This window comes from Burkholderia sp. BE12 (assembly GCF_002959955.1).
Taxonomy (GTDB): domain Bacteria; phylum Pseudomonadota; class Gammaproteobacteria; order Burkholderiales; family Burkholderiaceae; genus Burkholderia.
The window spans coordinates 259,766-278,504 of the sequence record NZ_PREY01000006.1 but is presented as its reverse complement, the minus strand read 5'-3'; the positions used below and the strand labels follow the sequence as shown (position 1 = coordinate 278,504).

Annotated in this window: 18 protein-coding genes; 6 read left to right on the top strand and 12 right to left on the bottom strand. The window is 68.4% G+C overall.

Annotated elements, in window-relative coordinates:
• Positions 1-13: 13 nt before the first annotated feature.
• Genes C4B30_RS09270 through C4B30_RS09260 form a run of 3 tightly spaced genes read right to left on the bottom strand, consistent with a single transcriptional unit; the run spans position 14 to position 3,022 of the window.
• The gene (locus C4B30_RS09270) at positions 14-325 is read right to left on the bottom strand and encodes an AtuA-related protein (RefSeq protein WP_027784161.1); all 312 of its coding nucleotides are present in this window, start codon (positions 323-325) and stop codon (positions 14-16) included.
• The gene (locus C4B30_RS09265) at positions 325-1,683 is read right to left on the bottom strand and encodes an acyclic terpene utilization AtuA family protein (protein ID WP_105132428.1); all 1,359 of its coding nucleotides are present in this window, start codon (positions 1,681-1,683) and stop codon (positions 325-327) included. The genes C4B30_RS09270 and C4B30_RS09265 overlap by 1 nt, the downstream gene beginning before the upstream one ends.
• Positions 1,684-1,723: 40 nt before the next feature.
• Positions 1,724-3,022 (bottom strand): CitMHS family transporter, encoded by a 1,299-nt coding sequence (locus tag C4B30_RS09260; RefSeq protein WP_105132427.1) that lies wholly within the window; start codon positions 3,020-3,022, stop codon positions 1,724-1,726.
• Positions 3,023-3,120: 98 nt separating this feature from the next.
• On the opposite strand from C4B30_RS09260, the gene C4B30_RS09255 reads away from it, so the two are divergent.
• Positions 3,121-4,017, top strand: coding sequence for a LysR family transcriptional regulator (locus C4B30_RS09255; protein ID WP_105132426.1), 897 nt, complete (start codon positions 3,121-3,123; stop codon positions 4,015-4,017).
• Between the two features lie 33 nt (positions 4,018-4,050).
• Here the strand turns inward: C4B30_RS09255 and C4B30_RS09250 are convergent, their stop codons facing one another.
• Positions 4,051-4,635 carry a flavin reductase family protein gene (locus C4B30_RS09250; protein ID WP_105132425.1) on the bottom strand — a complete coding sequence of 195 codons (585 nt, stop codon included), beginning with the start codon at positions 4,633-4,635 and terminating at the stop codon, positions 4,051-4,053.
• 132 nt (positions 4,636-4,767) lie between these two features.
• The gene (locus C4B30_RS09245; RefSeq protein ID WP_105132424.1) at positions 4,768-5,193 is read right to left on the bottom strand and encodes a VOC family protein; all 426 of its coding nucleotides are present in this window, start codon (positions 5,191-5,193) and stop codon (positions 4,768-4,770) included.
• 112 nt (positions 5,194-5,305) lie between these two features.
• Here C4B30_RS09245 and C4B30_RS09240 point away from each other — a divergent pair, with 112 nt between their 5' ends.
• Entirely contained in the window at positions 5,306-6,196 is an 891-nt protein-coding gene (locus C4B30_RS09240; protein WP_105132423.1) for a LysR family transcriptional regulator, read from the top strand.
• Positions 6,197-6,210: 14 nt separating this feature from the next.
• On the opposite strand, the gene C4B30_RS09235 is transcribed toward C4B30_RS09240, so the two are convergent.
• From C4B30_RS09235 to C4B30_RS09220, 4 genes are read right to left on the bottom strand one after another with little or no spacing between them, the layout of a single operon-like run.
• Complete coding sequence (locus tag C4B30_RS09235; RefSeq protein WP_105132422.1) at positions 6,211-6,960, bottom strand: hypothetical protein; 750 nt, start codon at positions 6,958-6,960, stop codon at positions 6,211-6,213.
• Positions 6,961-7,016: 56 nt separating this feature from the next.
• Positions 7,017-9,584: a TonB-dependent siderophore receptor gene (locus C4B30_RS09230; protein WP_105132421.1), complete on the bottom strand. Its 2,568-nt coding sequence runs from the start codon at positions 9,582-9,584 to the stop codon at positions 7,017-7,019.
• A 53-nt stretch (positions 9,585-9,637) separates the two neighbouring features.
• Complete coding sequence (locus C4B30_RS09225) at positions 9,638-10,621, bottom strand: FecR domain-containing protein (protein WP_105132420.1); 984 nt, start codon at positions 10,619-10,621, stop codon at positions 9,638-9,640.
• A 3-nt stretch (positions 10,622-10,624) separates the two neighbouring features.
• Positions 10,625-11,134: a sigma-70 family RNA polymerase sigma factor gene (locus C4B30_RS09220; RefSeq protein WP_105132419.1), complete on the bottom strand. Its 510-nt coding sequence runs from the start codon at positions 11,132-11,134 to the stop codon at positions 10,625-10,627.
• 480 nt (positions 11,135-11,614) lie between these two features.
• Between C4B30_RS09220 and C4B30_RS09210 the strand changes: the two genes are divergently transcribed.
• Together C4B30_RS09210 and C4B30_RS09205 are read left to right on the top strand one after the other, a co-directional pair.
• Positions 11,615-12,775, top strand: a complete 1,161-nt coding sequence (locus C4B30_RS09210; RefSeq protein ID WP_105132418.1) for a porin — start codon at positions 11,615-11,617, stop codon at positions 12,773-12,775.
• Between the two features lie 405 nt (positions 12,776-13,180).
• On the top strand, positions 13,181-14,404 hold the full coding sequence (locus C4B30_RS09205; RefSeq protein WP_105132417.1) for a lytic transglycosylase domain-containing protein: 1,224 nt from the start codon (positions 13,181-13,183) through the stop codon (positions 14,402-14,404).
• 31 nt (positions 14,405-14,435) lie between these two features.
• Here the strand turns inward: C4B30_RS09205 and C4B30_RS09200 are convergent, their stop codons facing one another.
• The 3 genes from C4B30_RS09200 to C4B30_RS09190 all read right to left on the bottom strand — a co-directional run bounded on the left by C4B30_RS09200 (position 14,436) and on the right by C4B30_RS09190 (position 16,374).
• On the bottom strand, positions 14,436-14,915 hold the full coding sequence (locus C4B30_RS09200) for a DUF3304 domain-containing protein (RefSeq protein ID WP_105132435.1): 480 nt from the start codon (positions 14,913-14,915) through the stop codon (positions 14,436-14,438).
• Positions 14,916-15,001: 86 nt separating this feature from the next.
• A complete protein-coding gene (locus C4B30_RS09195) occupies positions 15,002-15,337 on the bottom strand; it encodes a hypothetical protein (protein ID WP_105132416.1) in 336 nt (111 codons plus the stop codon).
• A gap of 290 nt (positions 15,338-15,627) precedes the next feature.
• Positions 15,628-16,374: a MipA/OmpV family protein gene (locus C4B30_RS09190; protein ID WP_105132415.1), complete on the bottom strand. Its 747-nt coding sequence runs from the start codon at positions 16,372-16,374 to the stop codon at positions 15,628-15,630.
• Positions 16,375-16,619: 245 nt separating this feature from the next.
• Here C4B30_RS09190 and C4B30_RS09185 point away from each other — a divergent pair, with 245 nt between their 5' ends.
• Both C4B30_RS09185 and C4B30_RS09180 read left to right on the top strand, forming a co-directional pair.
• Positions 16,620-17,345, top strand: coding sequence for a response regulator (locus C4B30_RS09185; RefSeq protein ID WP_105132414.1), 726 nt, complete (start codon positions 16,620-16,622; stop codon positions 17,343-17,345).
• Positions 17,346-18,731 (top strand): ATP-binding protein, encoded by a 1,386-nt coding sequence (locus tag C4B30_RS09180; RefSeq protein ID WP_105132413.1) that lies wholly within the window; start codon positions 17,346-17,348, stop codon positions 18,729-18,731. It abuts the gene before it with no gap.
• The last annotated feature ends 8 nt before the right edge of the window (positions 18,732-18,739 follow it).

Below are 18,739 nucleotides of genomic sequence, written 5' to 3'. Positions count from 1 at the left end.
CACTACGCCAGCGTCACGCCGGATCGGGCACCTCGATCGCCAGCAGCGCCGAACTGACCGACTTGCCGTGCGCGTCGAGCGCGAGCGAGCGCGTCACGCCGCCGCCGAGCGCATCGCGCAGCACGAAGTTGAACGCGCCGAGCGCCGGCAACTCGTAGCGCACGACGTCGCCGTGCACGATGCCCGCAAGCCATGTCTTCACCGTTGCCGCATCCAGATGCGTGCGCAGATGGTCGTAATGACGCGGATCGCGGCAGATGACCGACACGTTCAGCGTATTGCCCTTGTCGCCGGTGCGCGCATGCGCGAGTTCACGCAGTTGCATCAGGCCTCCACGAATGAAAACGACGGCGTCACGGCCGCGCGCGGCAGCAGCACCGACTGCACGGCGATGACCTCGCGCGTCGACTTGAACGCGCCGCCGCCGCCGGCCGGCCCGTTCGTATAGAGCGTCTCGACTTCGTTGCCGATCCGCGCGGCTTCCGCCGCGTTCGCCGCCCGGCCGGCCACTCGCACGCGCACCTCGGCCGGCTCGCCGCGTACGGCCGGCGTCGCGTCGCCGTACAGCGCATCGACGCCGATCAGGTCGAAGCGCAGCTCGCTCGCGGCGACGCCGGTCAGCGCGAGCCGCTCGCGAACGATGTCGAGCGCAAGACGCGCACGCGCGAGCGCGCCCGGGCCGCCGTACGAGATCTGGCCTTCGCCGATGTAGCCGTCGATATAGGCCACCGACACCTTCAGCGTATCGGGCCGCGCGGCGCCGCGCCCGCCCGTCACGCGCACACGATCGGCCGCCTCCTCGGCGACCGCCACGCGCGTGAAATCGGCCACGACGTCGGGCTGCAGATATCGCGCCGGGTCGTGAATCTCGTAGAGCAGTTGTTCCTTGCAGGTGGCCGCGCTCACGCGGCCGCCCGCATGCGGCACCTTCGTGATCACGACCGAGCCGTCGGCCGCGACCTCGCCGATCGGGAAGCCGAGCCGCGCGAGATTCGGCACGTCCTTGTAGCCGGGATCGGCGAAATAGCCGCCCGTCACCTGCCCCGCGCATTCGAGCAGGTGGCCGACGACGGTCGCCTGCCCGAGCGTGTCCCAGTCGTCCATCCGCCAGCCGAACGCATGGATCAGCGGCGCGGCGAACAGCGACGGGTCGGCGACGCGCCCGGTCAGCACGACGTCCGCTCCGGCCGCGAGCGCGTCGACGATCGGCGCGGCGCCGAGATACGCGTTCGCGGATACGATGCGGTCGCGATACGCGGCGACTGCGTCGCCCGATTCCTCGAAACGGAACGCCCCGCGCAACACGACGTCGAGCACGTCGTCGCCTTCGACCGCCGCGACTTTCAGCCCCGCGATGCCGAGCGACCGCGCGATCTCCGCGGTACGCCGCGCGGCCGCGCGCGGGTTCGCCGCGCCCATGTTCGACACGATCCGCACGCGCCTGGCCGCCGCGACCGGCAGCACCGCCTGCATCCGCGCGTCGAGCAGCGGATCGTAGCCGCGCGCGGGATCGTTGCGGCGCGCCTGCTGCGCGATCGCGATCGTGCGCTCGGCCAGGCATTCGAACACCAGATAGTCGAGCTGCCCGTGTTCGGCGAGTTCGACCGCGGGCTCGATCCGGTCGCCCGAGTAGCCGGCGCCCGCGCCGATGCGCACGCGCCGTTCAGGTTGCTTTGCTGTCATGTCCGTACCGTCGTCCGGCGGCGCGCACCGCCGGGAAGAATCAAAAGATGCCGAGCACGACGCAGGCGATCGTCATCACGATCGACGCGCCGAACAGCAGCGGAAACGTGAATTTCTGGTGCTCGGCCAGCTCGATCCCGCACAGGCCGACGACGAGGAACGTCGCGGGCGTGAGCGGGCTGACCGGGAACCCCGTCGTCATCTGGCCGAGCAGCGCCGCCTGCCCGACCTGCACGGCCGGCACGCCGAGCTGCCCGGCTACTTCCGCGATCACTGGCAGCACGCCGAAGTAGAACGAATCGGGATCGAACAACATGCTGAGCGGCATCGATGCGAGGCCGAGCACGACCGGAATGTGGCCGGCCATCGACGGCGGCACGAAGCCGACCGCCGCCTGCGCCATCGCCTTCAGCATCCCGCTGCCCTGCATGATCCCGGTGAACACGCCGGCCGCGAGCAGGATGCCGGCCATCATCAGCGCGGCGCGTGCATGCGCATCGATGCGCTTTCGCTGCATGTCGACGTCGGGGTAATTCACCATGAGCGCGATGCACAGCCCGACCATGAACATGATCGCGGGCGGAACCTTCTCGCCCATCACGACCATCGTGCCGAGCACGACGAGCGTCAGCACGAGGTTGAACCAGAAGAGATGCGGCCGACGCAGCGCCTGCTCGTCGGCGGTCAGCTCGCGTTTGGGCAACGGAATCGACGCATCGTCGCGCGACAGCCCGAGCCGCTTCTCCTCGCGCCGCCCGAGCCAGTATGCGACGCCGAACACGAACACGAGCCCGATCGCCTGCACCGGGATCAGCGGATTGAACAGCGCCGACACCGGCAGGTGCAGCGACGCGGACGCGCGGATCATCGGCCCCGTCCACGGCAGGAAGTTGATGCCCGCGGCCATCGACACGGCGGCGGCCAGCACGCGCCGGTCCATCTTCAACCGGTCGTACAGCGGCAGCACGGCCGGAATCGTCACGAGAAAGCAGACGGCGCCCGAGCCGTCGAGATGGATCAGCAGCGCGAGCAGCGTCGTGCCCATCACGATGCGCGTCGGCCGCGTGCCGACCGCGCGCAGGATGCGGTCGATGATCGGGTCGAGCGTGCCGGCGTCGGTGATCGTCCCGAAATACAGGATCGCGAACACGAACATCCCGACGACGGGCGCGAGCCCCTTCAGCCCGTCGACGACGAACTTGCTGGTGTGCAGCCCGAAGCCGCCGAGCAGCGACGCGGCGATCGGCACGATGATCAGCGCGACGAGCGGCGACATCCGCTTCGACAGAATCGCGGCCAGCAGCACGACGATCGTGCCCAGCCCGAGTAACGGCAGCATCGGTTGTCTCCTACCTTGTCTTTTGTTGGAGACCAGCGTAAGGTCGGCGCAGCAATAGCACAATTGAAATGATTTGATCGCAGCAATCACGAACCATTATGGATCTGAATCTTCGCGACATTCGCGCGTTCGTTACCGTCGCGCACGCCGGCAACTTCACGCGCGCCGCCGCGCGGCTGCACCTGTCGCAACCGGCGCTGACCGTGCAGATCCGCCGGCTCGAGGAAATCGTCGGCGCGCGCCTGTTCGACCGCAACAGCCGCAGCGTCGCTCTCACGCAGACCGGGCGCGCACTGCTGCCGTTGTTGCAGCGCTCGCTCGACGACATGGAACGCGTGCTGCGCGATGCGCGCGCGCTCGGCGAAGGCACGAGCGGCACGGTACGGCTCGCGTGTCTGCCGACCTTCGCGTCCAGCGTGCTGCCGGAGCTGATCCAGTCGTTCCGGCGCGACGTCCCGCGTGCGGGCTTCGAGATCCGCGACGGCGTCGCGAGCCTCGTCACCGCGCTCGTGCGCAACGAGGAAGCCGATCTCGGGCTGACCGGCGGCGACGTGTTCGATGCGTCGCTGGAGGTGCTGTATGCGGGCGCCGACCGGCTCGTCGCCGTGTGTCCGAAGGATCATCCGCTCGCGCGCAAGCGCCGCGTGACCACCGCCGACGTCGCCGGCGTACCGCTCGTGCTCACCGCGCAGGGCACGAGCGTGCGCAGCGTCGTCGATGCCGCGCTGGAAGCGGCCGGCTGCACGCCCGACATCGCATGCGAGCCCACCTACATGATGACGGCCGTCGCGATGGTGCGCGGCGGCCTCGGCGTGACGATCCTGCCCGCGACCGCGCGCGAGGTGCGCGCCGAGCCCGACCTCGTCGCGAAGCCGATCGACGATCCCGCGTTCGTGCGGCCGATCGCGCTCATCGCGAAGCGTGGACGCACGCTGCCGAGCGTCGCGCAGGCCTTCGCCGACATCATGCTCGCGGAATTGAAAAAGCGCGCATGAAGCGCGCCCGGTTCGGGACCGTGCGTCCGGCGCTTACTGCGCGTCCGGATCGACGTGCAGCGATTCGCCGATCGCATAGAAATTGCCGCCCGCGATGTAGTGCAGGCTGCGCAGCGCGGGATCGGCCGATTCGAAATACCAGTGGCCGTCGCGGAACACGCGCGTGTCGGACCACGCAGCGACCACCTCGCCGATGAACAGGTCGTAGGTCTGCTGGTTGTGCGGCTCGGGAATCAGCTTGCACGCGAGCCACCCCGAGCATCCTGCAACGAACGGCAGGTCGTGGCCTTCGACGTCGAACAGCGTGACGCCCGCTTCGCGCAGCTTGGTCGGCCGCTCCGCGAGGCTGCGGCTGCCGACCGCATGCGTGAGCTGCAATTGCGCGACCGTCGGCACCTGGATCACGAACGTGCCGCTGCGCTCGACGAGTTCGCGCGTCTTCGCGGATTTGTCGAGCACCACGGTCAGCTTCGGCGGCAGGAAATCCAGCGCGCACGCCCAGGCGGCGGCCATCACGTTGTCGACGCCGTCGTGGCGGGCCGATACGAGCACGGTCGGGCCGTGATTGAGGAGACGGTAGGCTTTCTTCAGCTCCACCGGAGCGATGTGACTGTCCATACGGGTTCCTTGGAGAACGGCGCGCACGGACGGTTGCCGTGCGACGCGACGCCGGCCGTCGCACCTGCGCGCGCTTGGGCCGCCGGCCGCATTCTCGCACCCAATTTCAATCGGCGCTGGCGCCGCTGCCGGTTACTTCGCGAACAGCTGGCCGATGTCGCGGAACGCCTTGAATTCGAGCGCATTGCCGCACGGATCGAACAGGAACATCGTCGCCTGTTCGCCGACCTGCCCCTGGAACCGTACATACGGCTCGATCACGAACGTCACGCCGAACGCGCGCAAGCGTTCGGCCAGCGCTTCCCAGCTCGCCCAGTCGAGCACGACCCCGAAATGCGGCACCGGCACGTCGTGACCGTCGACCGCATTCGTATGCGCGCCTTCCTGCGATGCGGTTTTCGGATGCGCGTGGATCACGAGCTGATGCCCGTAAAAGTCGAAGTCGACCCACTGCGCACTCGAGCGCCCCTCTTCCAGCCCGAACACGCGGCCGTAGAAATCGCGCGCGGCCGGCAGGTCGTAGACCGGAATCGCCAGGTGAAACGGGGAAAGACTCATGATGGCCTCGTGAAGAAACGCTCGCGTGGCGCGAGGACGGCACCATGGTAGACAAGGCCGAGCAAAAATTAAATCAATATATAATTTCGCGATTCACAAACGGAATCGATGAATGATCCGCGAGCTGAAAACCCTCGTCGCCGTCGCCCGTGAAGGCACCTTTGCCGCGGCCGGCAATCGGATCGGGCTCACGCAGGCGGCCGTGAGCGCGCAGATGCAGCGTCTCGAAGCCGAACTCGGCTTCGCGCTGTTCGACCGGCAAGGGCGATCGGCGCGGCTCAACGAGCGGGGCCATCACGTGCTCGACCAGGCGCAGGCGCTGATCGGCCTGTACGAGAACCTGAGCTCGACCGCGCCCGGCGCGCCGGCCGTCGTACGCGTGACGATCGGCGCGATCGCGTCGGTGCAGAGCGCGCTGCTGCCGGCCGCGCTGGCCGATTTCCATCGCCTGCACCCCGCGTGCCGGACGCGCGTGATCCCCGGGCTGTCGATCGAGCTGGTCAACCGGGTCGACGCGGGCGAGATCGACATGGCCGCGATCATCCGGCCGCCGTTTGCGTTGCAGAGCGACCTGCACTGGACGACGCTCGCGCAGGAACCGTTCCGCCTGATCGTGCCGCGCGGCGTGAAGGGCAAGGACTGGGCCGCCCTGCTCGCGAACGAGCCGTTCGTGCGCTACGACCGCGCGTCGTTCGGCGGCCGCCAGGTCGACCGCTTTCTGCGCAAGATGCACATCGCGGTGCGCGACACCTGCGAACTCGACGAGCTCGACGCGATCGTCAAGCTGGTCGAGAACGGCGTCGGCGTCGCGATCGTGCCGCAGACCGCCGTGTATCGCCGCTGGCCGGCCGGCGTGCGCGCGATCGACCTCGGGCATCACACGTTTCACCGCGACATCGGGCTCGTGCATCGCGCGCGGCGCACGATGTCGGAGCCCGCGCAAACGCTGGCGCAACTGATCGACGCGGCGTCGCGACGGCGCCCGCCGCCGCGGGCCGCGTGATCGCGCGCGGCGGCTCAGCGCCGCCCGGCCGCCCAGTCCACCGCCGCGTCGAACAGCGCGACACCGGCCGGCGACAGGTTCGTGAACGTGTCGTTGTCGAGGAAGAACATCACGCGGCGCGCCGGCGCGAGCGTTTCGTAGTCCATCGTCGCGCCCTTCTCGTATGCAAAGATCGCGGCCTTGTCGGGCTGGCCGTACACGGTCGCGATCGTGATCGCGCCGAGCCCCGGCTTGCCCCAGCTCATCGGCGCCTGCTTGCCGTACGCGTTCGTCGCGCCGGCCGGCAGCCCGGCCGCCATCGGATGCGGCGCATTGACGAGCCACAGGTAGCGCTCCTTGCCCGTTTCGCCGAAGTCGACGTCGTGCCGCTTGCCCGTCATCGCGAGATCGTCGAGCAGGTCGTTTTCCCACGTCACGAGCGGCTTGTCGAGCGTGCGCCAGCCGGGCCGCACGTTCTTCGACGATACCGTCGACGAGATCACCACCAGATCGGCGTCGCGCGCCGCATCGGGCGTTGCCGCCTCGTCGATCAGGCGCACCGCGTAGCCGCGTTCGCCGAGATGCTGGCCGATGCGCTCGTCGACCTTCAGGTTCGGGCCGTGCAACTGCACGAGCATCGCGACGCGCGTCGCGGCCTGCGGCGCATCGGCGGCGAATGCGGGCGCCGATACGCCGGCGCCGAGGCCCGCGGACAGCGCGAGCACCGCACCCGCGATCATGCGCAACAGGCGGCGACGCGCACCGGTCTTCGTCTTCAGATTCATCTGGATTCCTCTCCGAAGCCGCGCACCGGCGTAACGGCCGCGCGGCGATTGCATGGTCAGAACTGCAGCGTGGTCAGCAGCGACACCTGCCGCGCGTCGCCGATCGCGACGAAGTAGCGGTTCGCGCTCGACGGGTAGTACGTGCGGTTGAACAGGTTCTTCACGTTGAGCTGGAACGAAAGCTTCTGCTTGCCGATCCGCGTGTCGTAGGTCGCGAACGCATCCGCGAGCACGTACGACGGCAGCGTGAAGCTGTTCGCCGAATCGCCGGGGCGCGCGCCGACGTAGCGCGCGGCCGCGCCGATGCGCAGGTCGTCGCCGCCCGCCACCGTGCCGAAGTCGTAGACGGCCGCGAGCGATGCGGTGTGGCGCGCGACGTTCCACAGCTGGTTGCCCGCGTACAGCGGATCCTCGGTCGTCTTCGCGTCGATGTACGCGTAGCTCGCGATCACGTTTACCCGTTCGCCGATCTTGCCGGACACGTCGAGTTCGACGCCGCGCGAGCGCGCCTTGCCCGACGTGCGCCAGTCGGTCAGCTTCGTCGCGTCGTTGTACTGCGACACGAGCACGTTCTTCTTGTCGATGTTGAAGAGCGCGAGCGTGCCGGTCATTCCGCCCGGCAGGTCGAGCTTGCCGCCCACTTCCCACGCGGTCGCTTCCTCGGGCGGCGTCGCGCCGTCGATCACGTAACCCGTCATCGGCGCGATCGACGACGACGGTTTCAGCGACTGCGAATAGCTGCCGTACAGCGAGAACGCATCGGTCCACTTATAGACGACGCCCGCGCGCGGCAGCCACTTCGAGCCGCTGAGATCGGTGTTCGCGGTGAACGGCCGGCCGCGCCCCGCGACCTGGTTGTACGTGATGTAGCGGATGCCGCCCGACACGATCCACTTGTCGGTCAGGTGAACCGTATCCTGGAAGAACGCGGACGCATCGTGCAGCGTGTCGGTCTGGTCGCTGTCGCTCGCGGACACCGTGCTCGACGGCGGCAGCAGCCCATACACCGGGTCGACGTAGCTGAACGGCGTCTTCACGGCCTGGCGCAGCATGTCCTTGCGATAGATGCGGCGGTATTCGGTATCGAAGCCGACCTGCACGTCGTGCCGCATCCCCGCGAGCGTCAGCTTGCCCGTCACGTAGCCGATCCCGTAGCTGTCGGTGCTGAGCGCCCCGTGCGTCGCATCGTTGCTGCGCGTCAGCGTGCCTTTCACCGGATCGACGCCGGTCGTGCGCAACTGGTTCGCATCGTAGGTCTCGCGGTTGTAGCTGTAGCCGAAATGCGCGCTCCAGTCCGCGTTGAACTGGTGATCGACGCTCAGTTGCGCGAGATGCGATTCGCCGTCCATGTCGTTGAACGGCTCGTCGATGCGCCGCCGCGCGGGAATGTCGAGCGGCGCATTGGTGCGCGGGTCGAGCGCGGTGCCGCGATCGAACGGCGCATGGAACTTGCGGTACTGGTACGACACCGCGACCTGCGTATCGCGGCCGTACCACGCGAGCGACGGCGCGACGAAGGTCTGCCGGTACTCGCCGAAGTTGCGCCAGTACTGCTCGTTCGACTGGTCGACGATCAGCCGGTACGCGAGCCGCGAATCGCCGACCGGCCCGGTCGAGTCGAAGGTCGCGCTGCCGCCGTTCTTGCCGTGCCCGAACGTCGACGCGCCGAGCGAGATCGCGTTGTAGCGCGTGAGCTGCGGCTGCTTGCTCACGACGTTGACGACGCCGCCCGGGTCCATCAGCCCGTACAGCAGCGACGTCGGCCCCTTCAGCACCTCGACGCTGTCGGTCGCCGCGTTGAACGCCCGGCCCTGCACGAGCGGCATGCCGTTTTGCATGATCGAGCCGTCGCGATTGCCGCCGAAGCCGCGCTTCATGATCGTGTCCTGCGTACCCGCGAGCGTGTTGCCCTGCGTGATGCCGCTCACGTTGCCGAGCGCGTCGTCGAGATTGCGCGGCCGCTGGTCGCGCAGCACCTGCGCGGGCACGATGTTGACGGCCTGCGCGGTGTCGAGCAGCGGAATGTCGGAGCGCAGCACGCCCGCCTCCTTCGGCGCGCGATAGCTTTCGGCGCGCAATGCGCTGGACCGCACGTTGATCGTCGGCAACTCGCCGGCCGGCGCGGCGCCGGCCGCCACGGACGCGGCCGCCGAACCGTCGGCGCGCATCAGCGTGTAGCCGCCGCCCGGCTGGCGCAGCGCGACAAGCCCCGTGCCGGCCAGCAGACGGTCGAACCCGCCGTCGACGTCGAACCGGCCGTGCACGCCGCCGCTCGTCAGGCCCGCCGTCAGCTCGGCCGGGAACGCGAGCAGGATCCCCGCGTCGCGGCCGAACCGGTTCAGCGCCGCTTCGAGCGGGCCGGCCGGAACGTCGAACGCACGACGCGACGCACGCTGCGCGGCGGGCGCCGCATCGGCGTCGGTATCGGCCAGCGCGGGCAACGGCAACAGTGCCGACAACAGGACGGCGCCGGCGAGCCGGCGGGCAAGACGGCCGGACGCGGCCGGGCGCGATCCGCGCGGCAGATGACGGGCGGGCGCCGGACGGCGCCGATACGTGAGACGGATGGAAGCCATGATCGGGGAGTCGGTGGACGATGAGCCAGTGCTGCTTTCATTACCCATGTCACGCGAACATCGGGAAACAGCTCAAGTCGGCGAAAAATTTTTCGGCGCGCTCACGAACGGGCCGGCACGACGGTCGCCCAGTAACGCGTCAGGTAGTGGACGTCGATCGGCAGCATCGCCGTCAGCGTATCGAGCACGCGCGCGGGATCGTCGAGCGGATAGGTGCCCGACACGCGCAGATCGGCCACGGCCGGATCGCAGCGCAGGCTGCCGCGCCGATAGCGGTCGAGCTCGCCGACGAGATCGGTCAGCCGCATGTGCGACGCGACGAGCATGCCGCTCGTCCACGCGGACGCATACGGATCGAGCGGCGCCGGCGCCCCGATCGCATCGCGCGAGAAATCCGCGCCCTCTCCGGCCGCGATCACGCGCGTGCCGGCCGACGCATCGACCGGCTGCACCTGTACGGCGCCGGCAAACACCTCGCAGCGCGTCGCACCGTCGCGCTGCCGCACCGCGAAGCGCGTGCCGAGCGGCCGCAACTCGCCCTGCGCGGTCGCGACCACGAGCGGCCGCGCGGGCGCACGATCGTCGTGACCGCTGGTGACCATGATCGTGCCGCGCAGCAGACGCAGGCGCCGCGCCGCGTCGTCGAAGCGCAAGTCGAGCGCCGTGTCGGTGTCGAGCACGACGACCGTGCGATCCGCGAGCGTCACCGTGCGCCGCTCGCCGACCACGGTGCGCAGGTCGGCCGGCCAGACCGCCGCGCGCCGCGCGGGCTCGGCCATCCATGCGGCGCCGCCCGCGAACAGCAGCACGGCCAGCGCCTTCACGGCCGCGCGGCGGCCTGCCCGCTTCGGCAGCAGCGCCGCTTGCGCGGCCTGTGCGTCGAGCCCGGCCGCCAGTCGGCCGAACCTGCCCTGCATCGCTTCGATGTGACGCCACGCCGCGTCGTGCGCCGGATCTTCCGCGCGCCAGCGCGCGAGCGCGGCGACGAACGCGTCGTCGGTCCGGCCGGATTGCCGGTCGACCCACCATTCGACCGCGCGACGTGCAACGTGCGGCGGCACTGCCGGCGCTCCCGGGGCGGCCATCGGTCAGGCCGCCATCGCGAAGAAACACTGCGTGCCGGCCTTCACGAGATAGCGCTTCACCGTCGCGAGCGACACGCCGAGTTCGCGGGCGATCTCGGCTTGCGTCAGGCCGTCGAGCTGCGCGAGCAGGAACGCGCGCTTCGCCGTGAGCGGCAAGCCGTCGAGCAGCCGGTCGATGTCGAGCAGCGTCTCGACGACGACGGCCCGCTCTTCCGGCGACGGCGCAACCGCTTCGGGGCGCTGCGCGAGCACGTCGAGATACGCGCGCTCGATCTGCTCGCGCCGCCAGTGGTTGCTCAGCACACGCTGGGCCACCGTCGTCAGGAACGCGCGCGGCTCGTCGGCGCCGATCGGCTCGTCGCGTGCGAGCAGGCGCATGAACGTGTCGTGCGCCAGATCGGCCGCGCGGTGCGCGCAACCGAGCTTCCGGCTCAGCCAGCCGCGCAGCCACGCGTGGTGGCCGGCATAGAGGGCGTCGATTTCTCGATGCAGGGACAGCTTGTCAGCGGACATGGCCGGGTTCCGGGTGCGCGGGCGTCAACGATTCTGTAAATGAGAATGATTATTATATACAAAAATAAGCTGGCGACCGCGGTTTCGGTGCGCGGGCGACGACCCAGCGACCGGATGGCGGCGTCGCGATACCGGCCGCCGGACGCGATCTGCACGCGTTTATCACCCTCGTTCCAGCCCGGTCAATTCAACTCGTTAAATAATGATTTAACGGATCGACAACAATATTGAGATAACGATAATTCGCCCGAAAATCGCGCCGAATTATCACGACATACGCAAAGCGCAATGAAAAACCGGCGGAATGACAACCCATTGATACGCGGCTATCAATAATGCAGATCCCTCAATGGTGAATTTCCAGCAACATCCCCGTCTGCATCAGGCCACAACGGAGAATTTCATTTTTGCCGTTTTATTGCGGCTCTGTAGTCTCCTGCCATTCGAATCACGAACACACGCCAATGCGCAGGAGATGAAATGAAACGCACGACCCTCTCGCTGATTTCGCTCGCGTCGTTCGCGGCGATGCCCGTCGCGCATGCGCAGTCGAGCGTCACGCTGTATGGCGTGATCGACACGTCGATCACCTATGTGAACCATGCGCAAGGCAAGGACAACGCGTGGATGCTCGGCAACAGCAGCGCGGGCAACCTGGCCGGCAGCCGCTGGGGCCTGAAAGGCACCGAGGATCTCGGCGGCGGGCTGAAGGCGCTGTTCCAGCTGGAGAACGGCTTCGACCCGAGCAGCGGCCGGCAGGGCCAGGGCGGCCGCCTCTTCGGCCGGCAGGCCTTCGTCGGCCTGACGAGCGACCGCTACGGCACGCTCACGTTCGGCCGCCAGTACGATCCGCTCGTCGATCTCGTGCAGGGCATCACCGCCGACAACTACCTCGGCAGCGTGTTCGCGACGCCGGGCGACGTCGACAACTACGACAACAGCTTCCGCGTCGACAACGCGGTGAAGTACACGTCGGCCGTCTATGCGGGCCTGCAGTTCTCGGCGATGTATTCGTTCGGCGGCATCGCCGGCAGCACCGGCGCCGCGCAGTCGTATTCGGCCGCCGTGTCGTACAACAACGGGCCGTTCAGCGTCGCGGGCGGCTACTTCCACGCGACCAACGGCCCCGCGTCGAACGGCGTGCGCAACGGCTGGACCAGCTCGTCGGACGGCACGTTCGACGGCCCGATCAACAGCGGCTATGCCAGCGCGCATTCGATCGGCATCGCGCGTATCGCGGGCCAGTACGTCGCCGGCCCGTTCACGTTCGGCCTCGGCTACAGCAACGCGCAGTACCGCCGCGACGCAAGTTCGGTATTCGGCTCGAACGAGCACTACAACACGGGGCAAGGTTTCGTGAACTACCAGGCGACGAATGCGCTGCTCGTCGGCGTCGGCTACAGCTACACGCGCTCGGGCGGCGACACGTCGGCGACCTATCACCAGGTATCGGCCGGTGCCGACTACAGCCTGTCGAAGCGCACCGACGTCTATCTGACCGCCGCGTACCAGCACGCGAGCGGCCAGACCGGCGACGGCAACGGCGGCTCGATGGCCGCGCAGGCGTCGATCGGTTCGTACGGTTATGCGGGCACGGGCTCGCAGACGATGGTCAACCTCGGGCTGCGTCACCGCTTCTGATTGCGATTCGGGGATACGGCAGGCTGCGCGCCGCGCGGCCGGTCGTGTCCGCAATGCGCATGCGGCGGCTTCGGCCGCCGATTTTTTCGTCGCTTTCTTTTGCCCCGCCAATGGCTGCCGGGCGATTTTCCCTTTCGTCCGCTCCATCGCGGTTTTCATCGCGCGACTGACGTAATACGTCAGGTTTCCGTCGCCGCCATTGCATTGGCATTCGCGTAAATACCGGCCATTTTTACCGCTCGGGCATCGCTCCGACCCGTGATCCGGCGCGATAAAAATGCGCGGCGCAAGCGCCGGCAAATGCAAAGGAAAGTTTGACGCGAGCCATTTGGCCGCCTGCTATGGCACACTGCGCGTCTGCGTAATTTCCTTGCACCGGGCGGCCGGATTCCGCCCCATCCTGCCATGCCGCGTCATACCACTCGCCCGCTCAGCCGCGACACGCTGACCATTGTCTCGACGATCGCGCTCTCGTGCGCGCTCGGCGGCGTCGCGCGGGCCGACTGCCTGGACGACGCGGCCACGTTCCAGCACGTGAGCGTCAGCCTGATGCGCGGCATCGCGCAGGTCGAATCGGGGATGAATCCGAACGCCGTCAACACGAATACCAACGGCACGGTCGACATCGGGCTGATGCAGATCAACAGCACGTGGCTGCCGACGCTCGCGCGCGAGGGCATCACGCGGGAAAGCCTGTTCGATGCGTGCACGAACGCGTATGTCGGCGCGTGGATCCTGTCGCAGAACATCCGTCAGCTCGGCCCCAACTGGAACGCGATCGGCGCGTACAACTCCGCGTCGCCCGACAAGCGCCTCGCGTATGCGCGCAAGGTCTATGATGCAATCCGGACCATGCCGGATTCGCCGGATACTCCCATGCCCATCCTTCCCCCCTCCTTCACGCCGCCGCAACAGGCGCAGACGTACAACCCGTTCGCGAGCCTGAGCGTGTCGGCGCCGCCCGTCACGCGGGCACGTACGATATCGCCGGCCTCGCCGCCTCCGCCGACGCAGGGCGGCCCCGCCGGCCCGGCCGGTACGTACAACTTCGGATGGACGGTCACGGGCGCCGACCAGGCCAAGCCGACCCAGGTGTTCGACGACGGCGCGCGGATCTACGTGCAGTTCAGCGACATGAAGCACGTGCCGGCGATCTTCACCGAAACGTCGTCGGGCCGCGTGCTGATGTCGTGGGAGCTGCAGTTCCCGTATGCCGTTCTGACGCGCCCCGCGCAAACGTTGATCTTCCAGCTCGGGCCGTTCGAAGCGCGGGCGCAGCGCGGTGCGGCGGCCGCGGGCATGACCGCGCAGGGCGGGACGGCGGGTGCGGCTGGTACGGCGACGGCCGGCGCATCGGCGTCCGCCTCGAAGAAGTCGGCCAATACGGCAGCGAATACGGCGACGAATACGACGGCGAAACGCACCGCCTCGGCCGATGCGCTGTGGTACGTGAATACGCCGTCGACGTCGGGAACGGCGGCGGCTTCGCCTTCGACCGCGAATATTCCCGCCACGCTGCCGACGGCCATCACGTCGAACGCGCCGCCGCCCGCGCCGGCTCAAGCACCGGCTGCGACCGCTCAGCCGTCGCGCGCCAGCGCGGACGCGCTGTGGTACATCTCGAAGTAACGCGCGTCCGATCGCACGCGCATCGCGGCGCTCATTGGTCCGCGGTTGGCCGCAGTTCGGGCGCGTTCATGTCGTCCACCCATTGCAGTTCGGCCGTGCCGTTCTTCCTGAAATACACACGCAGGTAACGCGACGTCGGCGATTCCGGCTGCGGAATCGTCACGTCGATCGTCTCGTGCTCCGCCGGGACGCCGCGCTGGATCTCGTCCAGCGGCTGCGCGAATGCCCAGTACAGCTTCACCTTCCGCCCCGGCGTGACCTTGCAACCGCACGCGAATCCACCGCCGCCGCCGAATGCCTCGCTCGCGTCCCGTGCCGACGGATTGCCGAAGCATCCCGACCGGTGTTCGTTGTCGAGCCAGAATTCGTGAAGCTTGCGCGCGTACTCGTTGTATCCGGTGACGCACACGGTACGCGCCTCGGCCGACGCATCGCCGTCATGCTGCCCGCATCCGGCAAGCACGCCCGGCACCGTCAGCGCCCATGCGAGCGCCCGCGCCCTGATCCTCATCGACGGCCCGGCACGCGTGGCGATGCCGTGCAACGCGTGTCGGGCCACGGCATACAGGGGTGGGTCACCCCGGTGTGCCGAATCTGTCACCCGCGCCGCACCCAGATCACTTTCCCGTCTCGAATGCCGAGGTTGCGACGCTCCTGCCGGTAGTCCATCGTGCCCGGCAACGACTTGCCGTCGCGCTCGAGTACGCGCCACAGGCAACCGTCGAGCAGCGCGCCCGCATCCGCCTCGGTCTTGCCGACCAGCGCATCGTCCGGCGCGGCATCCGCCTTGCATACCTGCGCGGCGCCCGGCTCCAAAGGGGGTCTGGCCGCGCCGCCCGCAGTGGCGTTGGGGTGCTTCGTGTCCATGTCGGCACATCCTGCAAAGGTTGCGCTCGCAACGAGTGCAGCGAGCATCGCGATCGTGTTCTTCATCGGTTTCTCCCTGTCGCGGCCCAGCGGCCCGGCGGTCTATGTGCGGCATTCGTGCACGACCGGGCATCGCATGCGTGATCGGTTCCGCACGCTGCCGGCCGTTTCCCGATGGAGCCGGCCGGCGAATGGCGGCCTTTCGCGACCCGGCCGAGCCGCCTCGGCGCACCGGCGTCGCAGGCCCGGCCTGACGCCGAACCCGTCGGCATGTTACCGCACGCGGCTCGCAGCGGCGGTGCGACGCCGACGCATCGTGTGCACCCTGCGCGCGCCGACCCGCGTCGGCAATCCGCTCAGAACTTGTACGTCACGCCCGCGATGCCGTAGTAGTTGTTGCGCGACTGCACGATCGGGCTGTCGCCGGCGCGGCCGAGCAGCCGCGTCACGCCGCCGGTGGCGAGCACCGACCAGTGCCGCGACAGCGTCCAGTTCCACGCCACCGCCATCGCTGCGCTGTCGATCCCGCCGCTCGCCGAATACGGCCGGAACCGGCTCGTCATCGACTGCGCGTCCGTCACGCCGTAGAAGGTCTGCATGTAGCGTCCCGAGCCCGCGTGCACGGTGCCCGTCACGATGATCTCGTGCTGCGACGTCTTGAGCACCGGCACCGCAAGATCCACGTGCCCCGACACGCCGCGCGACGTGTGTGTCACGGGCGTATCGATCGTGACGCTCAGTTCCGCCGCATCGAAGAGCGTCACGCCGGCGCGCACGCCCACGAGCACCGAGCCCGGAATCCGGCCCATCCCCTTCAGATAGTCGGAGCCCGGCAGGTCGAAGCGGTTCTCGTCCGCGCGGCCCGCGTCGTAGCTCACCGCCGCCGACACGAACGCACCGTGCGGCAGATTCAGCCGGTAGCCGGCGCCCTGCGTGCTGTCGACGAAGAAGCCATTGCCGAACGTGGCGGAAAACGACGGCGCCACGACGCCGCGATACTGGTTGCTGCCCTGATAGCGCGGTGCGAACCCGCCGCCGAGCGACAACGAATACTGGTTTTCCGCGTGGGCGGCGGCGGCGAGGGTCAGGCCGGCGAGCGGCATGCAATAGCGGTAGCGGCGAAGTGATGGGCGCACAATATTGAGATATGAGTGACGAAGCCCGCAGTCTAGGTGCCGCCCTGCGCCGAGACTGTCCTGAATGTGCGGAGAATCTGTGCGCAATTGTGTTCGATTGTTCGAGATTGTCGCCCCGGTGCCCCGGCAGCCGGCCCGCCGGATAGAATTCGCGTGCCGCGCCGCGCATCGGTCTGCCAGGAGTGAGATGGCGCGTGCATCCTGAGGAGATCATGAACGAAGTTCCGCTCAAATACCGTGTGCTGCTGATCGAGGACGACGATCGCCTCGCGCAGCTCGTCCGCGAATACCTCGACGGCTATGAATTCGCGGTGACGGTCGTGCGGCGCGGCGACCTCGCCGTCGCGGCGGTGCGCGAGCACCAGCCGGCCCTCGTGATACTCGATCTGATGCTGCCGAATCTCGACGGCATGGAAGTCTGCCGGCGCATCCGCGCGTTCACCAACGTCCCCGTGCTGATCCTGACCGCGCGCGCCGACGTGTACGACCAGGTCGCCGGGCTCGAGACCGGCGCGGACGACTACGTGACGAAGCCGATCGAGCCGCGCGTGCTCGTCGCGCGCGCCCGCGCGCTGTTGCGCCGCGCGCAGCCGGCCGCGGCGGAAGCGCCCGTCGCCGCGCCCGACGCGCTCGTATTCGGCGAACTCACGATCTCGCCGCCGAACCGCACCGTCACGTGGCGCGGCGAGCCGGTCGATCTGAAGACGGCCGAATTCAACCTGCTGCTGATCCTCGCGCGCGCGGCCGGCACCGTGCTGAGCCGCGACGACATCCTCAAGCAATTGCGCGGGATCGAATTCGACGGGCTCGACCGCTCGGTCGATTCCGGCATCTCGAAGCTGCGCCGCCGCTTCGAGGATGCTTCATCGGAGCCGCACAAGATCAAGACGATCTGGGGCCGCGGCTACCTGTTCAGCCCTTCCGCGTGGGACGAATAAATGCTGCGCCCGTTGCTCCGGTTGTACCTCGTCGTGATCCTGTTCGTGGGCGCGTCGATCATCTTCATCCAGTTGTCGTTCGACCGGATCTTCTACGAGCGCGTCGCGCAGGCGCAACGCGACTCGCTGACGACCTACTCGTTCGTGCTGAACGACTACCTCGAACGCCATCCGGGCGCGCAGCGCGAGCTCGCATTGCGCGAACTCGCGCTGCACGGCCGCGAAGGGTTCGGCTTCATGTCGATGGCCGACGCGCGTGCGCAACTGAGCGGCGCGCCGCTGCGCGATCTCGACGCCGGCAGGATCGCGATCAGCTACGACGGCAAGGATTACTACATGCCGCTCGCGGACGGCTCGGTGCTGCATGCGCGGCCGATCGAGGCGCCGGACCTCGACATCCGTATCTATGCGTACCTGCTGCTCGCGCTCGCGACGCTGTTCGCGGTGGCGCTGTGGATTCACTATCACTGGCGCGACATTCGCCGGCTGCAGGACGCCGCGCGCGCATTCGGCGCCGGGATGCTGTCGACGCGCGTGAAGCTGTCGGGCAAGTCGAACATTGACGAGCTGTCGCAGCAGTTCAACGACATGGCCGCACGCATCGAGGCGTCGATCAAGCAGCAGCGCGAAATGATGCACGGCATCTCGCATGAACTGAAAACGCCGCTCGCCCGACTCGAATTCGGGCTCGCGCTGCTCGCCGATCCCGACGAAACGGGCCGGATGCGCGAGCGCCGCGACGCGCTGCGGCGCGACGTGCGCGAACTCGACGAACTCGTCACCGAGCTGCTGACGATCGGCCGGCTCGAACAGGGTGCGAGCGAACTCGCGCCGATGGAAGTCGTCGTCGACGCGCTGATCGACAGCGTCGCCGGCAACGTCGCGGAGGACATCGCCGATCGCGGCATCGCGCTCGACGTGTCGACGCTCGACGCACCCGCGACCCACGTATGCGATCCGAAGCTCGTCGCCCGCGCACTGCTGAACCTGATCCGCAACGGCGCACGCTATGCGTCGCGCAAGGTCGTGCTGGCCGCCGCGCGAGATCGGTCGGGTGCGCTCGTGCTGAGCGTCGACGACGACGGGCCGGGCATTCCACCGGCCGAGCGCGCCCGCGTGTTCGAGCCGTTCCAGCGGCTCGACTCGAGCCGCGACCGGCAGACCGGCGGCTTCGGGCTCGGGCTCGCGATCGTCCGACGCGTCGCGCAGGTGCACGGCGGCGACGTGCAGCTCGAGGATTCGCCGCTCGGCGGCGCGCGCTTCGTAGTCACGCTGCCCGTGCGCACGCTGCCGGACAGTCTGTTCGACGTCGCGCGGGACGTCGCGAACCCGCACGCCGATGCGCGCCGCGGCAGCGGTACGGGTACGGTCATCCCGCTTCGATGAAACGGGCG

Coding starts and splice junctions, on each gene's coding strand:
- C4B30_RS09235 (WP_105132422.1), bottom strand. CDS start 6,960: ATGAATCTGAAGACGAAGACCGGTGCGCGTCGCCGCCTGTTGCGCATG.
- C4B30_RS09190 (WP_105132415.1), bottom strand. CDS start 16,374: ATGCCGCTCGCCGGCCTGACCCTCGCCGCCGCCGCCCACGCGGAAAAC.
- C4B30_RS09230 (WP_105132421.1), bottom strand. CDS start 9,584: ATGGGTAATGAAAGCAGCACTGGCTCATCGTCCACCGACTCCCCGATC.
- C4B30_RS09220 (WP_105132419.1), bottom strand. CDS start 11,134: ATGTCCGCTGACAAGCTGTCCCTGCATCGAGAAATCGACGCCCTCTAT.
- C4B30_RS09265 (WP_105132428.1), bottom strand. CDS start 1,683: ATGACAGCAAAGCAACCTGAACGGCGCGTGCGCATCGGCGCGGGCGCC.
- C4B30_RS09195 (WP_105132416.1), bottom strand. CDS start 15,337: ATGAAGAACACGATCGCGATGCTCGCTGCACTCGTTGCGAGCGCAACC.
- C4B30_RS09205 (WP_105132417.1), top strand. CDS start 13,181: ATGCCGCGTCATACCACTCGCCCGCTCAGCCGCGACACGCTGACCATT.
- C4B30_RS09245 (WP_105132424.1), bottom strand. CDS start 5,193: ATGAGTCTTTCCCCGTTTCACCTGGCGATTCCGGTCTACGACCTGCCG.
- C4B30_RS09180 (WP_105132413.1), top strand. CDS start 17,346: ATGCTGCGCCCGTTGCTCCGGTTGTACCTCGTCGTGATCCTGTTCGTG.
- C4B30_RS09200 (WP_105132435.1), bottom strand. CDS start 14,915: ATGAGGATCAGGGCGCGGGCGCTCGCATGGGCGCTGACGGTGCCGGGC.
- C4B30_RS09255 (WP_105132426.1), top strand. CDS start 3,121: ATGGATCTGAATCTTCGCGACATTCGCGCGTTCGTTACCGTCGCGCAC.
- C4B30_RS09240 (WP_105132423.1), top strand. CDS start 5,306: ATGATCCGCGAGCTGAAAACCCTCGTCGCCGTCGCCCGTGAAGGCACC.
- C4B30_RS09225 (WP_105132420.1), bottom strand. CDS start 10,621: ATGGCCGCCCCGGGAGCGCCGGCAGTGCCGCCGCACGTTGCACGTCGC.
- C4B30_RS09270 (WP_027784161.1), bottom strand. CDS start 325: ATGCAACTGCGTGAACTCGCGCATGCGCGCACCGGCGACAAGGGCAAT.
- C4B30_RS09250 (WP_105132425.1), bottom strand. CDS start 4,635: ATGGACAGTCACATCGCTCCGGTGGAGCTGAAGAAAGCCTACCGTCTC.
- C4B30_RS09185 (WP_105132414.1), top strand. CDS start 16,620: ATGAACGAAGTTCCGCTCAAATACCGTGTGCTGCTGATCGAGGACGAC.
- C4B30_RS09210 (WP_105132418.1), top strand. CDS start 11,615: ATGAAACGCACGACCCTCTCGCTGATTTCGCTCGCGTCGTTCGCGGCG.
- C4B30_RS09260 (WP_105132427.1), bottom strand. CDS start 3,022: ATGCTGCCGTTACTCGGGCTGGGCACGATCGTCGTGCTGCTGGCCGCG.